At 68.2% G+C, this 15,092-nt stretch carries 10 protein-coding genes; 4 read left to right on the top strand and 6 right to left on the bottom strand.

Annotation, left to right across the window (positions count from 1 at the left end; all coding sequences use genetic code 11):
- Nucleotides 1–196 precede the first annotated feature (196 nt).
- Together ACWEFB_RS17150 and ACWEFB_RS17155 are read right to left on the bottom strand one after the other, a co-directional pair.
- Nucleotides 197–2,560 (bottom strand): M14 family zinc carboxypeptidase, encoded by a 2,364-nt coding sequence (locus ACWEFB_RS17150; protein ID WP_452286448.1) that lies wholly within the window; start codon nucleotides 2,558–2,560, stop codon nucleotides 197–199.
- A gap of 402 nt (nucleotides 2,561–2,962) precedes the next feature.
- Nucleotides 2,963–3,406 (bottom strand): iron chelate uptake ABC transporter family permease subunit, encoded by a 444-nt coding sequence (locus ACWEFB_RS17155; protein ID WP_452286816.1) that lies wholly within the window; start codon nucleotides 3,404–3,406, stop codon nucleotides 2,963–2,965.
- Nucleotides 3,407–3,447: 41 nt separating this feature from the next.
- On the opposite strand from ACWEFB_RS17155, the gene ACWEFB_RS17160 reads away from it, so the two are divergent.
- From ACWEFB_RS17160 to ACWEFB_RS17170, 3 genes are read left to right on the top strand one after another with little or no spacing between them, the layout of a single operon-like run.
- Nucleotides 3,448–4,104, top strand: coding sequence for a TetR/AcrR family transcriptional regulator (locus ACWEFB_RS17160; RefSeq protein ID WP_452286450.1), 657 nt, complete (start codon nucleotides 3,448–3,450; stop codon nucleotides 4,102–4,104).
- A gap of 34 nt (nucleotides 4,105–4,138) precedes the next feature.
- Nucleotides 4,139–5,872, top strand: a complete 1,734-nt coding sequence (locus ACWEFB_RS17165; RefSeq protein WP_452286452.1) for an ABC transporter ATP-binding protein — start codon at nucleotides 4,139–4,141, stop codon at nucleotides 5,870–5,872.
- A gap of 38 nt (nucleotides 5,873–5,910) precedes the next feature.
- Nucleotides 5,911–7,938, top strand: coding sequence for an ABC transporter ATP-binding protein (locus ACWEFB_RS17170; RefSeq protein ID WP_452286454.1), 2,028 nt, complete (start codon nucleotides 5,911–5,913; stop codon nucleotides 7,936–7,938).
- Nucleotides 7,939–8,014: 76 nt separating this feature from the next.
- On the opposite strand, the gene ACWEFB_RS17175 is transcribed toward ACWEFB_RS17170, so the two are convergent.
- Entirely contained in the window at nucleotides 8,015–8,320 is a 306-nt protein-coding gene (locus tag ACWEFB_RS17175; RefSeq protein ID WP_326559049.1) for a putative quinol monooxygenase, read from the bottom strand.
- 155 nt (nucleotides 8,321–8,475) lie between these two features.
- Between ACWEFB_RS17175 and ACWEFB_RS17180 the strand changes: the two genes are divergently transcribed.
- Nucleotides 8,476–9,024: a winged helix-turn-helix transcriptional regulator gene (locus tag ACWEFB_RS17180; protein WP_452286456.1), complete on the top strand. Its 549-nt coding sequence runs from the start codon at nucleotides 8,476–8,478 to the stop codon at nucleotides 9,022–9,024.
- Nucleotides 9,025–9,116: 92 nt separating this feature from the next.
- Here the strand turns inward: ACWEFB_RS17180 and ACWEFB_RS17185 are convergent, their stop codons facing one another.
- The 3 genes from ACWEFB_RS17185 to ACWEFB_RS17195 all read right to left on the bottom strand — a co-directional run bounded on the left by ACWEFB_RS17185 (nucleotide 9,117) and on the right by ACWEFB_RS17195 (nucleotide 15,019).
- Nucleotides 9,117–12,668 (bottom strand): ThuA domain-containing protein, encoded by a 3,552-nt coding sequence (locus tag ACWEFB_RS17185; protein ID WP_452286458.1) that lies wholly within the window; start codon nucleotides 12,666–12,668, stop codon nucleotides 9,117–9,119.
- 209 nt (nucleotides 12,669–12,877) lie between these two features.
- Nucleotides 12,878–13,759 carry a sugar phosphate isomerase/epimerase family protein gene (locus ACWEFB_RS17190; protein ID WP_452286460.1) on the bottom strand — a complete coding sequence of 294 codons (882 nt, stop codon included), beginning with the start codon at nucleotides 13,757–13,759 and terminating at the stop codon, nucleotides 12,878–12,880.
- Between the two features lie 63 nt (nucleotides 13,760–13,822).
- Nucleotides 13,823–15,019, bottom strand: coding sequence for a substrate-binding domain-containing protein (locus ACWEFB_RS17195; RefSeq protein WP_452286462.1), 1,197 nt, complete (start codon nucleotides 15,017–15,019; stop codon nucleotides 13,823–13,825).
- Between the last annotated feature and the right edge of the window lie 73 nt (nucleotides 15,020–15,092).

The following is a 15,092-nucleotide window of genomic DNA, read 5'->3' on the forward strand; positions in this document are numbered from 1 at the left end:
ACCTGACGATGCCCGAACGTCACCACACCCGGCCTGGCCACCAGCACCTCCAGCACAACCAAGATCAGTTGCACTGAATCCTAGAAACCGCCGGCCCTGGGAGGTCGCTAACTTCATGATCAACGCGGTTGGCAGGGGGTTGGGGTGTGGCCGCCGGTCCTGGGAGGGGCGGCGGCCACACGGGGGTGGTGAGGGGTTAGCTCTTGGGGACGTTCAGGGTCTTTTCCTGCACCGTGCCGACGTTGCCGGCGATGTCGACGGTCAGCCAGCGGACGGTGGTCTTCGCGGTGATGGTGATCCGCTCCGGACCCTCCCGGTAACCGGCGAAGCCGAGCTTCAGCGACAACGTGGTCGGCTCGCTGCCGTCCAGGGTGTAGTAGACGTTCGCCGCCTCACTGGTGGTGAAGGTGAAGTCGGTCGTACCGGCGCCCTTGCTCTTCACGACCAGCTCGGCCGTCGGCTTGGACTTGTCCGCCGCGTACGCCTTGGCCACCTCGAGGATCGCGATCTGGCCGCTGGAGAACTCCATGGCCTCCTCGTGACCCTCGCTGAAGTCCGGCTGGAAACCGACCGCGTCCCAACGGTTGGTGGCCGGGTTGTACTTGTCCGCACCGACCTCGAAGTTCCAGGCGATGATGCCCTTGTTGTACCAGTGGGCGTCGGCGCTGTTACCGGCCGCCGAGTAGAGCACGTCGGTGGTCGGACCGGTACGACCCGGCCAGATCGCCGTACCCCGGTGGGACTGGACCGCGTTCAGGATCTTCGACGAGGCGTTCCAGAAGTAGTTCTCGGTACCGAAGTCGGTCCGGGGGAGCACCTCACGACCGGCGGTCTTGTACGCACCCGGCGCCCACATGAAGTACCCACCGTACGAGTGGGTGTTCATCGAGAACTTGATGTTCGGGTACGTGTTGATCAGCCAGTCCTCGTTCTTGGCCTCCGGCTCGGACTGCTCGCTCGGGCCGGCGTAGGTGCCGCTGGTGCAGCTCGACGAGGCACCGTTGTAGCCGTCGAACAGCGAACCGGCGTTCTGGTTGCGGTTCAGGTCGACGCCCCAGGAGTTGCGGTTCGCCGGGTCGGCGGCGTTCGCGGGGCAGTGGTTGGTCATGTTCTTACGCTGCGAGTTGAAGTCGTACATGCTGTAGTGCGCGCCGTCCGGGTTGACCACCGGCAGGATGAAGATGTCCAGACCGTTGACCAGGTTGCGGGTCTTGGTGTCCCGCTCGTAGTTGCGCAGCAACCGCTCGGCGGTCTCCACGCAGGTGATCGGGGTGACCCACTCCCGCGCGTGCTGCTGGCAGTAGAGGTACACGCCCGGCTTGGAACCGTCCTTGGCCCGGCCGATCCGCAGCGCCTTCATCTGGAACGGCTCGCGGGAGATGCTCGCCGGTGCCTGGAGGTTGTCGCTGAGCCGGGTCACCCCGGCGGCGGCGACCAGGCCGGTGCCGGCGTTGCCGCGGTAGGTGCTCGCGGTCAACAGGGCGGAGGCGGCGGCGTCCGCGTTCAGCGCGGCCACCACCTGGGCGGCGGTGCTGCTCGGGGCACCGGCGGCGTCGGTGGCCAGGGAGACCATCACGGTCTTGCCGGCGACCAGTACGGTCAGCGACTGGTTGGCGGCGCCCGGGTTCACCAGCGACACGGTGGTGTCGTTACCGCCCTCGTGCCCCCACGCCTTGGTGGTGACGTAGAAGGTGCTCGCCGCCGCGGTGCCGAACTGGGCCTGCGCCTGGCGACGGTACCCGTTGGTCAGGTTCGGCAGGTCGATGATCTGCGTGATGTTCGGGAACTCGGCCGCGAGTCCGGTGATCCGCTCGGTGATCTCCGTCGGGTCCATGTAGTGGTCGACGAAGTCCGACACGTAGTGCTCGCCCGGCGCCTCCTTCGGCTTGCCCAGCCACTGGGTCACCGAAGCCTTGACGGTGCCGCCCTTGCTGCTGGTGAAGGTCACCTTGTTCGGCTCGGGGGTGTTCAGCGCCAGCGGGGAGGTGAACCGGTGGTACATGTACTCGCCGGCATCGGTGAACCGGGACATGGTGGCGGTGCCACCGGAGGCCGGCGGGGTGTTCATGCCGGTGTCCCAGCTCGCGCTGATCACGGTGGCGGAGTCGGCGCCCGCGTCGGACTTGATCTCGAACGAGAGGAAGCGGTTGCCGTCGAGGCTGGTGAACCACTCGGCCCGCAGCACGGTGAGCGAGTCGGCTTCGAGCGCGAACGCCTCGGTGGCCGCGATCGCGGCCTTGCGCTCGGCCACGTTGGCCCGGTAGTCGTCCTGGTCGGAGATCTTGCCCTGGACGTCGAAGCCCAGGCCACGCAGGGCCTCGGTCTCCTCCGGGCTCAGCACGGCGTGCACCTCGATGCCGTTGTCCAGCGGCTTGCTGTACTCGACGAGGTCGACACCGAGGTCGGCGAGCTTGTCGACCTCACCCTTGTCGGCGGCGACGATGCGCATGAGCGCGACGCCGTTCTGCTCGGTGCTGGACTTCCGGGTCGGCTCCACCTGTCCGTTGTCGGCGGAGTTGGCGAGGCTGGGCAGGGCGCCCAGGACGAGGGCTGCGGGCACGGTGAGTAGTGCTACCAGCCGACTGACTCTGGCCGGTTTTCTGATACTCCTCATGAGAGGTTCCTCCGGTCGAGGCGTGCACGGAAACCGCCCACGGCAGGTCGATTACCGGGGCGGTACGGGAAGATCACGCAGTTGGCCGAAGTGTGTTGTGCGTCGCATCGGTTGTCAAGATTCATTGATGCCTCGCCGATTGATCAATTTCTGGCCAGCGGCCGATCGTCGGTACCGAGGTGTCCATGCGCCGGACCACGGATCAGCCGAAGGTGCCACCCATCCCGCTGAGGATCATCCCGGCGTACGGGCCTGCGTGGCGGCCGGGGACCGCTGCCACCGGGCCAGGACACCTCTGCGCGACCGCACGCTTGATCACCTAGGGTCATCCACAGTGGAAAGACGTACTTACGGCCGCCGGGTGGATGTGCGGGTGAGCAGCCACATCAGATAGCCGCCGTCCAGCGCCCCGGTGACCAGGCCGACCGGGATCTGGAACGGGGCCAGGGCCCGCTGTGCGAGCGGGTCCGCACCGAGCAGGAGCAGCGCGCCCATCATCGCCGAGGGAATCAGCGGCATGCTCGGCGCTCGGGTCAGCCGGCGGGCCAGTTGCGGCGCGGCCAGGGCCAGGAAGCCGATCGGACCGGCTGCGGTGATGGCGGCGGCGGCCAGCGTCACGCCGCACAGCAGCAGGATCAGCCGGCTCCGGTTGACCGGTACGCCTTTTGTCCGAATTAAATACCTCGAATTGCTCCTTCCTTTGCGCCAGACTGCCCGGTGACAGCAGGGTCCCGGTGGGCCGGGCGGCTCCGGGTCGGAATCGGGGCGGTTCCGACCCGGAGTGAGTGCCATTTCATTTGTGAGTGAGTTGCTCACTCAGTTAAGGTCGCCCCGTGAACACCTCCCCGAGCGGGATCTCGTCCGAGCCGGGCCCACCGCCACAGTGCGGTCCCGGCTCCGGTCGGGCCCGGCCGCTGCCACCGGACGAGCGCCGCGCCGCGTTGATCGCCGCCACGCTGCCGCTGGTCGGCGAGTACGGCACCAAGGTCACCACCCGGCAGATCGCCGAGGCCGCGGGCGTCGCCGAGGGGACGATCTTCCGTGTCTTCCCGGACAAACGGGCCCTCATCGAGGCGACGGTCGCCGCCGCGCTGGACCCGGAGCCTGACTGGACGGAGTTCGCCAAGGTCGATTCGACCCTGCCGCTACGCGAACGGCTGGTCGAGGCGACCGGAATCATCCAACGGCGGCTGCTCAGGGTGATCAACCTCGTCACCGCCCTCGGCCCGCACAGCCAGCCGCCCGACCGGGAGGCCCACCGCGCCACGGTCCGGTCGACCAACGAGCGGATCCAGGCCGAGATCGCCCGGATTGTCGAACCGGACGGTGACCAGTTTCGTTTCACCGTGGGGGAGGTGGCCCGGCTGCTCCGGGTGCTGGCCTTCTCCGGCTCCCATCCCATGATCACCGATGGTGATCCGATGACCGCGGAGCAGATCGTGTCCGTACTGCTCGATGGCGTTCGCCAACACCAGCCGGATCCGTCATGACCGGCCGCCGCATCTCTGATTCGGGGGGTCACCGATGCTGACTCGTCTACTCCGTACCTACCTGCAGCCGTACCGACGACCGCTCACCTACGTGGTGCTGCTGCAACTCGTCGGCACCATGGCCTCGCTCTACCTGCCGAGCCTCAACGCCGACATCATCGACAAGGGCATCGCCCGGGGCGACACCGGCTACATCCTGCACACCGGCGGCTGGATGTTGCTGGTCAGCGGCGTACAGATCGCCTGCTCGATCGCGGCTGTCTTCTACGGCGCCCGGACCGCGATGAGTTTCGGCCGGGACGTACGCACGGCGATCTTCGGCCGGGTGATGAGCTTCTCCGCCCGCGAGGTCGGCCAGTTCGGCGCACCATCGCTGATCACGCGGAACACCAACGACGTGCAACAGGTGCAGATGCTGGTCGTGGTGAGCTGCACCCTGCTCGTCGCGGCTCCGATCACCTGCGTCGGCGGTGTGATCATGGCGATGCGCGAGGACATCGGCCTCTCCTGGCTGATGGTCGTCTGCGTACCGGTACTGGTGCTGTCCATCGGGCTGATCATCCGCAAGATGGTGCCGCAGTTCCGGCTGATGCAGACCCGGATCGACACGGTCAACCGGGTGCTGCGCGAGCAGATCACCGGCATCCGGGTCGTCCGCGCGTTCGTCCGGGAGCCGTACGAGACCCGCCGGTTCGACACCGCCAACGCCGACCTGACCGCGACCGCGCTGCGTACGGGCCGGCTGATGGCGCTGATCTTCCCGATCGTGATGCTGGTGCTCAACGCCTCCAGCGTCGCCGTGCTCTGGTTCGGGGCCTCCCGGATCGACGCGGGCCAGATCCAGATCGGCGCGCTGACCGCCTTCCTGAGCTACCTGATGCTGACCCTGATGTCGGTCATGATGGCGACCTTCATGCTGATGATGGTGCCGCGCGCTGCGGTCTGCGCCGAGCGGATCGTCGAGGTGCTCGACACCGACTCCTCGGTCGTCCCGCCACCGCAACCGGTCACCGAGGTCACCGCCCACGGCGAACTCGAACTGCGCGACGTCCAGTTCCAGTACCCGGGTGCGGCTGCCCCCGTCCTGCGGGACATCTCGTTCCGCGCCCACGCCGGCCAGACCACGGCGATCATCGGCAGCACCGGAGCGGGAAAGACCACCCTGCTCGGCCTGGTGCCCCGACTCTTCGACGCGACCGGCGGCACGGTGCTGGTGGACGGCGTCGACGTACGCGAACTCTCGCCGGACATCCTGTGGCAGCGGATCGGGTTGGTGCCCCAGCGCCCGTACCTGTTCTCCGGCACCATCGCGAGCAACCTGCGCTACGGCAACCCGGACGCGACCGACGACGAGCTCTGGACCAGCCTGGAGATCGCGCAGGCCCGCGACTTCGTCGAGGCGCTGCCGGAGGGGCTGGAGGCGCCGATCGCCCAGGGCGGGACGAACCTCTCCGGTGGCCAGCGACAACGGCTGGCGATCGCCCGCGCACTGGTCCGCAAGCCGGAGATCTACCTCTTCGACGACTCGTTCTCCGCGCTCGACCTCGGCACCGACGCCCGGCTGCGGGCCGCACTGCGGCCGGTCACCTCGGACGCCGCCGTGGTGATCGTGGCGCAGCGGGTTTCGACCATCGTCGACGCCGACCAGATCATCGTCCTGGAGGACGGGGCGATCGTCGGGATCGGCCGTCACCAGGAACTGATCGACACCTGCCCCACGTACGCCGAGATCGTGGAATCCCAGCTCAGCGTGGCGGCGGTCGCGTGACCAGCCAGCCGGCACCAGACCAGACACGGAGTACGGGGATGAGCCAGAAGACCACCGGTACCGCGCCGGCCCGGCTGCCCGAAGCCGGGCGGCGCGGCGGCGGCCCGCCCTGGATGGGCGCGGGCATGCCGGCCGAGAAGTCGATGAACTTCCTGCCCTCGGCCAAGCGGCTGATGGGTCGGCTGCGGCCGCACCGGTTGCAGCTCATCGGGGTGATCACGCTCGTGATCGCCAGCGTGAGCCTGAGCGTCATCGGTCCGAAGATCCTCGGCCACGCCACCGACATCATCTTCTCCGGCGTGATCGGCAAGCAGTTGCCGCCGGGGACGACCACCGAGCAGGCGGTCGAGGGGGCACGGGCGGCCGGCAACGACTCGTTCGCCGACATCATCGCCAAGGCGAACGTGGTGCCCGGGGTCGGCATCGACTTCGACCGGCTCGGTCGGGTGCTCCTGCTGGTGATGATCCTCTTCGCCGGTGCCAGCCTGCTCTCCTGGCTGGCCGGCTACATCCTCAACGGTGTGGTGCAGCGGACCATCCGCCGGCTCCGGTCCGACGTCGAGGACAAGCTCAACCGGTTGCCACTGCCGTACTTCGACAAGCAGCCCCGGGGTGAGCTGCTCAGCCGGGTGACCAACGACATCGACAACATCTCGACGAGCCTGCAGCAGACCCTGAGCCAGTTGCTCACCTCGCTGCTGACCGTGGTCGGCGTGGTGGTCATGATGTTCGTGATCTCGCCCCTGCTGGCGGTGGTCGCACTGGTCGCGGTGCCGCTGTCGGTCTGGGTGACCAAGCAGATCGCCAAGCGGTCGCAGAAGCAGTTCGTCGCCCAGTGGAAGCACACCGGGGCGCTGAACGGCCAGATCGAGGAGGCGTTCACCGGCCACGAGCTGGTCAAGGTGTTCGGCCGGCAGCGCGAGATCGAGGCGTCCTTCGTCGCGAAGAACGACGAGCTGTTCAAGGCGAGCTTCGGCGCCCAGTTCGTCTCCGGCATCATCATGCCGTCGATGATGTTCATCGGGAACCTGAGCTACGTGGCGATCGCGGTGATCGGCGGCCTCCGGGTCGCCTCGGGTGCGATGAGCCTCGGTGACGTCCAGGCGTTCATCCAGTACTCGCGGCAGTTCACCCAGCCGCTGACCCAGGTGGCGTCGATGGCGAACCTGCTCCAGTCCGGGGTCGCCTCGGCGGAGCGGGTCTTCGACCTTCTCGACGCCGAGGAGCAGAGCCCCGACCCGGTGCGACCGACCCCGCTCACCGACCGGCACGGCCGGGTCGAGTTCGAACGGGTCTCCTTCCGGTACGAGCACGACAAGCCGCTGATCGAGGACCTGTCGTTGGTGGCCGAGCCGGGTCACACGGTGGCGATCGTCGGACCCACCGGTGCGGGCAAGACCACGCTGGTCAACCTGGTCATGCGCTTCTACGAGCTGGACGGTGGCCGGATCACCCTGGACGGGGTCGATCTCACCGACCTGAGTCGGGACACGCTGCGCTCCGAGATCGGCATGGTGCTCCAGGACACCTGGTTGTTCGGCGGCACGATCCGGCAGAACATTGCGTACGGCAATCCGGAGGCGAGCGAGGAGGAGATCCTCGCGGCGGCCAGGGCGACCTTCGTCGACCGGTTCGTACGCAGCCTCCCCGACGGTTACGACACGGTGATCGACGAGGAGGGGAGCAACGTCAGCGCCGGTGAGAAGCAGCTCATCACGATCGCCCGCGCGTTCCTGTCCAACCCGTCGTTGCTGATCCTGGACGAGGCGACGAGTTCGGTGGACACCCGTACGGAGGTGTTGTTGCAGCGGGCGATGGCCGCGCTGCGCTCGGACCGGACCAGTTTCGTGATCGCGCACCGGCTGTCGACCATCCGGGACGCGCACCTGATCCTGGTGATGGAGAGCGGTCGGATCGTCGAGCAGGGCACCCATGCGGAGCTGCTGGCCGTGGAGGGGGCGTACCACCGGCTCTACCACGCGCAGTTTTCGCAGCCGGCGGTCGAGGTGGACGAGGCCGTACCGGCACCGACGGGTCCCGCCGGGGCGATGTTGCGGCAGCGCTAGCGCTGTTCCCGGTCGACGGGTCGTGTCGATCCGAGGCGGCGGCCCGCGGTGATCGCGGGTCGCCGCCGGTCGTGGCCTAGGCGGTGACCTCTTCGCCGACGAGGTTTCCCTTCATGAGCCACGTCGGGCCTTCGGCGTAGGTGCTGGCCTCGGCGAAGAACGCGCTGAAGTAGGGACCGCTGGCGTGGGCGTTGAAGGCGTCGGCGTCCGCGTAGGCCTCGTTCAGGTAGAAGACGTTCGGGTTCTCCTCGTCCGCGAGGACCTCGAACCGACGGGAGCCGGGCTCGTTGGCGAGGGAGTCACGCCCGGTCTTCTTGGCCACCCGGACGAAGTCGTCGCGGTGCTCCGGCTGGACGGTGAAGGAAACAAGGAACTGGTACATGAGGCAGCCTCTCTAGCTTGATCTGATGCCAGGACGCGTCGCCGACCGGGCCTGGTCCCATCACCGCAGGGTGAGTCCGGATCAGTTCAGTCGTTGAACTTGTTCACCGTAGCACGTGCGGTTCAATGGTTGAACTGATGAGGTAGGGTGGGAACATGCCTCTCCCCAGCACCTACGCCGACCGCAACTGCTCGCTCGCGCGAACGTTGGAGGTGGTCGGGGAGCGCTGGACCCTTCTCATCGTCCGCGACGCGTTCTACGGGGTACGCCGTTTCGGCGACTTCGCCACCCAACTCGGGATCCCCCGCGCGATCCTGACCAGCCGGCTGAAGTCCCTCGTGCAGGAGGGTGTCCTCACCCGCGACGATGACGTGGCCGGAACCGTCGAGTACCGGCTGACCGCCAAGGGCATCGCACTGTGGCCGATCGTCCACGGGCTGATGAACTGGGGGGACGAGTTCTACTCCCCGGCGGGAGTGAAACGCACCCTCAGCCACGATCAGGACCGAGGTCCGCTCGATCACGAGGGACGCTGCCAGGAATGCGGTGTGGTCGTCCCGGTCCCGGAGATCCGGGTCGAACCCGGACCCGGCTTCGATCGCACCGACCCCGTTCACGATTCTGTCTCCAGGGCGATCAACACCCCGCGACGACTTCTTGAACCGATCATGACCACGCGCATACCCCCGGCCCGCGAAAGCTAACTCGGCCGCCGAAGCCAACTCGGCAGCACGAGACAGCGCGGGGACGTCCCGGGCGGTACGGGGACGCGTACCGCCCGGGACGGGGGCAGGGCTCAGGCGACCTGGGTCAGTCGCCACCTCTGGTTGGCGCCACCGCTACAGGTCCACTGGATCAGCGTCGCGCCGTCGGCGAGGGAGTTGCCGTTGACGTCCAGGCAGAGACCGGAGTGCGCGGCCCTGAGTTCGTAGACGCCGGTGGAGGTCGCCACCGGCTGCCACCGCTGGTTCGCCGTGGTGCCGCAGGTGACCTGGGTGATCCCGGTGCCGGTGGCGGTGGAGCCGCCGGTCACCGCCATGCACTTGCCGCTGTGTACGGCCTTGAGCTGCACCGTGCCACCACCGGCGTCGACCGCCTGCCAGCGCTGGTTTGTGCCACCGGTCGCCGCCCACTGGTGCACCACCGCACCGTCGGCCGTCGACTGCCCGTTGACGTCGGCGAGTTTGCCGCTGGACGTCGCGGTGAGCGTCCAGGTCCGGCCGGCGATGCCACCCGAGGGTGTGGTGCCGACACCGGCGCCGCCGAAGGTGAACGAGTCGAGGTCGAAGTTGTTGTCCACCGACGACTTGAACACCATGTACAGCTTGTGCGTACCGGACAGGGCGCTGACCGGTACGGCGGGCTGGCTCACGTACGTGTCCCAGCCGCCGGTGCTCGCCACCGGGGCGGTTGCCAGCAGTTGCCCGGTGGGCGAGTCGGCCCGCAGTTCGATCGAGCCACCGCCGGTCGGGCTCGACAACCGGTAGCTGACCGAGGTGATGCCCTGCAGGCTCATCGGATCGAACATGACCCAGTCGTTGTTGCTGACGTCGCCGATCCGCTTGCCGCTCTCCGCCCCGGCCTGGTCGACCACCCGGGTGCCGGACTGGCCGGTGAAGTACTCCGCCTGCTTGTGCTTCGGTTGCAGGATCGAGTTGGCGTAGCCGGTCAGCCGGGCCACCGTACCGGCGCCGTTGTCCTGGTAGCGGGCGTTGAGCACGTAGTACAGGTTCGCCCCGTCCGGGTGTCCGCCGAGCAGCTCGGTGGAGACGTTGCCGGAGCACCCGGCGTAGTCACTGGTCGGGTGTTGGTGGTCGTCGTGCCCCAGGGCGGGGTTCATGAACACCTGGGCGCAGTTGACCGCACCGTCCTCCGGATCGGTCACCGACACGGTGTACGCGACCTGCTGACCGAAGTCGAGCATGCCGCCGTTGGGCGGTCCGGTGATGGCGACCGTCGGTGCGGTGTTGCCGACCGTGATCGGTACGTTGGCGAAGGCGCTCTTGCCGGTGTTGTCGGTGACCGTCAACCGGGCGGTGATGTTGCCGTTGGCGGTGTAGACCCTCGACGGGTTCGCCGCCGTCGAGTCGGTCGTGCCGTTCCCGTCGAGATCCCAGGCGTACGTGATGACGTCACCCGGATCCGGGTCGTACGAGCCCGCGCTGGAGAACTGCACGGTCAGCGGCGTACGGCCGTTGTTCGGGGTGGCGGTGGCCTTGGCGATCGGTGAGCGGTCCCCACTGGAGTAGTCGATCCGGTAGAGCCCGGAGTCGTTGTTCCCGCCGCCGAAGTTCGCCCCCCACTCCAGTACGTAGAGCGAACCGTCCGGCCCGAACCGCATGTCCATCGGCTTGTTGAAGAAGGCGGTCGGCAGGAACGGGTTGATCTTCACCAGGGCGCCGGTGGAGTCGAAGTGGATTTCCTTGACGTAGTTGCGGGCCCACTCGTAGAAGAAGTGCACCCCGTTGTAGTAGGCCGGGAACTTGGTCGGTGAGGTGGACGCGGCGTTGTACCGGTAGACCGGCCCGCCCATCGGGGCCGCTCCGCCCTCACCCAGCTCCGGGAACTGCGGCGAGACGCCGTAGCCGTACCAGACCTGGGGCTGGACCAGCGGGGGCAGGGTGGTGAGACCGGTGTTGTTCGGCGAGTTGTTGACCGGGGCGTTGCAGTTGAACTTCGCCCCGACCACCCCCGTGTCCGGGTTGTACGGCGCGTACGCCTGGTTGTTGCCGTGGCAGAACGGCCAGCCGAAGTTGCCGGCCTGCTTGATCACGTTGATCTCGACCAGCCCCTCCGGTCCCCGGTTGGTGGTCGGACCACCCCGGTCGGGGCCGTAGTCGGCCATGTTGATCCAGCCGGTCTGCGGGTCGACCTGGAACCGGAACGGGTTGCGGAAGCCCATCGCGTAGATCTCCGGCCGGGTGTTCGCGGTGCCGGGGGAGAAGAGGTTGCCGCTCGGGATGGTGTAGGTGCCGCCGGCCTCGGGGTGGATCCGCAGAATCTTGCCGCGCAGGTCGTTGGTGTTGCCGGCGGAGCGGGCCGCGTCCAGGAACGACCTGCCCGACCGCCAGTCCAGCGGGGCGTAACCCTGCCAGGCCGGGTCGTAGTTCGGGGGCGTGTCGTCGCCGACCGACAGGTAGAGGTTGCCGCCGGGGCCGAAGGCGACGTACCCGCCGGTGTGGCCCGGTTCCGGATTGGTCCGCGACCGGTAGGCAGGGACGTCGAGCAGCACCCGTTCGCTGGCCGGGTCGAGGGTGTCGCCGTTCACGGTGAACCGGGACAGTCGGTTGATGTCGGTGGTGGCGGCCGACGGCGAGTAGTAGAGGTAGATCCATTTGTTGGTCGCGAAGTTCGGGTCCAGTGCCATCCCGACCAGGCCGTCCTCACCCCCGGTGTAGACGCTCAGCGTGCCGGAGGTCACGGTGGAGTTGTTCGACGGTTTGAAGATCTTCAGTTGCCCGGCGCGCTGGACGTAGAAGACCCGGCCGTCGGCGGCGATGTCGAGCGCCATCGGGTCGGCGGTGTTCTCGTCCAGGGCGACCTTCTCGAAGTTGCCCCAGATCGTGCCGCCGCAGTCGCCGGGCTTGTCACCGGCGGCCCACTGCACGCCACCGAGGATGTGTTGGCGGAACAGCGTTTCGCTGTACGACGAGGCGGCGTGACCCATGGCGGTGGTCCAGACCCGCCCGCCCTCGGCCTCGCGGCACCAGGAGATCGGGTGGTCCGCGCCCATCGCCGCACCGCCCGGGTCGTACGTCCGTTCGTCGGCGGTGACCAGCACGTGTACGTCGCCGCGCGGGTTGCGGTCGAAGTTGTACCACTCCTCGCTGCGGTTCCACCGGTCCGGCAGGCCGACGGTTGACGGGTGTGCCCTGTCCGCGACGTGTGCGGTGCCCGGCAGTACGCCGGGGGAGTGCGCGGGCATGTGCGCGCCGCCGTTGACCAGGTTGTCCCACCAGGGGTAGGTGGCCTCGATGCCCATGTCGGTGGCGTTGTGGATGGCCGCGATGCCCCCTCCGGCGGCGACGTAGCCCTGGATCGCCTGGCGTTGGGCCTCGTTGTCCCAGACCATGCCGGAGGTCTGGAACATGATCACGACGTCGAAGGTGGCCAGGTTGGCCGGGGTGAAGACCGCCGAGTCCTCGGAGGCGACGACGGTGAAGCCGTTCTCGGCAGCGAGCTGGTTGAACATGGTGATGCCGGCCGGAATGGAGTCGTGCCGGTAGCCGGCGGTCTCGGAGAAGAGCAGCGCGCGGAACGGCGCGGCGGCGGCCGGTCGGGCCGGCAGTACGAGAAACGTCAGGATGACGGCGGACAGGGTGACCAACACTGAGAAACGGCGACGCATGCCGTCTCCTCTCGACGGGCAGCGGTGGTGGTGGTACCGCTGGAATGCGCCGCCGACCGGGGGACCGTCCCCCACGCATTCGTTTTGCAACAACAGGTTGCCGTCAAGCATCGATATAAGTCAATGTCTGAATTGGCATTGCGGATAAGAGGAAAAGGGCAGGTGGCAGCCACCCGGCGGGGACTGTCGTCGGGTGCGTCGGGAGCCGGTCAGAGTCCGGCCCGAGCCGGCGTCTCCCACCCCAGCAGCAGCGCCCGGAGGAAGGCCAGCCCCGCGGTCGCCAACTCGTCCTGGCTCGGCGCGAGGGGTCGCCAGATCGCCGCCGCGGTCGCGATCGTACGGTTCTCCGAGGTGAATGACTCGATGCACAGCGGCCCCGAGTAGCCCACCTCGGTCAGCGCGTCGATGATGCCGGGCCAGTCGAGATGGTCACTGCCGGGCGCTCCCCGGTCGTTCGCGCAGACCTGCACGTGCGCCAACCACCGGCCGGCGGAACGCAGCGCCGCGGGCAGGTCACGTTCCTCGATGTTCATGTGGAACGTGTCCAGGGCCAGCCCCAGACCGGGGCTGTCCACCGCGGCCACCACCTCCAGACCCTGTTCGACGGTGTTGATCAGGCTCGTCTCGAACCGGTTCAGCGGTTCCAGGGCGAGCGTGACCCGGTGTGCCGCCGCCTCGTCGGCGAGCGGGCGCAGCCGGTCGACCAGCCGCCGGATCGTCGCCCGCCGGCCGGTCGGGTCGAGCGGCCAGGTCCGCCCGACCGGGGCGTAGATCGGCCCGGCCACCACCCGGGCGCCGATCCGGGCCGCCGCCCGTACGCAGGCTCGGAGGTAGTCGGCGGTGCCGGCGGCCACGTCGGGGTCGTCGGTCACCAGGTCCCGTCCCGGCGGCATGACCGCGCAGGTGGTGGCGCTGAGCCCGAGCGAGGCCAGCAGGTCTGCGGTACGTCCGGGATCCCAGTCGCCCGGCGACTCGATCGGCAGTTCAATCGTGTCGAAGCCCCAGCCGGCGATCTGCGGGGCGAGCGCGGCGAGCCGTTCGTCGGTGAGCGGGGAGACCCAGATCCAGGTGTTGGCGCCGATGCCGTACACGCTGCTCCTTCCGGTGGGTCGGGGCCCGGCGGCGGCACCGCCGGGCCCCGGTCGACGACGCGGTTACCTGCCGCCCCAGTCGGCGGGGAAGCCGGGCATCTTTTCGCAGCCGCACAGGGCGTAGTGCAGCGGCGGCATGTCCGGCAGGACGTACTGGGCGAGGTTGGCGTCGGTGATGGTCGGCTGGGGCAGCACCCACTCCTTCGGCACCTGCTTGCCGGCGAGGATGTCCACCGCCGCGATCACCGGCGTACGCCACTGGTAGGTCGGGTACGTGGCGGCGATCGCGGTCAGATTCTTGTCCTGCCAGATCTTCAGGAAGTCCTGCTGGTCCTCGCCGTTGATCGGCGGGATCTCCGCGCCGGCGTCCTCGAACGCCTCGATCGCCGCGACCGTGGTGGCCCCGGCGTCCATCCAGACACCGTCGATCGAGCCGAACCGCTCGATGTAGTCGTTTACGATGGTCTTCACCTTGGCCGCGTCCCCGTCGGTGAACTCCACCCCGACCACGTTGGCGTCCGCCTGGTCGAAGATCACCTTCGCCGCCGACCAGCGGGTTTCCAGTACGTCGACACCGGGCAGGATGCGCAGGGCGAGGATCTTGCCGCCCTTCTTGACCTTGCCGACCAGGAACTCGGCTGCGGTTGCCCCGAACGCGTAGCCGCCGATCGGGTGGATGAACGTCGTCGCGCAGTCGGTCTCCACACCCCGGTCGAAGACCACCACCGGCAGCCCGGCCGCGCAGGCCTTCTCGACCGCCGGGGTGAGCGCCTTGGTGGTGTTCGGCGACACGATCAGCGCACTGCACCGCTTGCCGGCGATCAGCCCCTCGATGTCGCTGATCTGCTTCTCGTCCTTGCCCTCGGCGTCGACCGCGGTGAGGGTGACGCCCGGATGCAGTTTTGCCTCGGCCTGCATGGTGGTCCAGCCGACCTGTCGCCAAGGGTTGTTCACCGCCGCGTTGGAGAAGCAGATGTTGTGCGGGCCGGCTTTGGTGAACTTCGCGGTGTCGGTCATCTGCGGGGCGATGGCCTGCAACCACGGTGAGTCGGCCGGGCCGGTCGCGGCCATGTCCCGCTGCTTGACCTGTTCGTCGTAGTCGGCCTGGACGAAGAACGACGACTGGTTGCCGGTGCCGCTACCGGCTGGTCCGCCGTCGCTCTCCGCTCCGTCCTCCGGTGCGGTGGAATTGCAGCCGGCCAGGGCCAGCACCGCTGCCGCGCTGAGCGCGAGGCGGCGCAGTGTGGTGGGTGAACGCATCGGGCCTTTCTCCTTCCGATTCGGGAACGCGGAGTTCTTCGAAAGAGAACGGTGGAATGGACCTGACCCCGCC

This window comes from Micromonospora sp. NPDC004704, assembly GCF_053601675.1.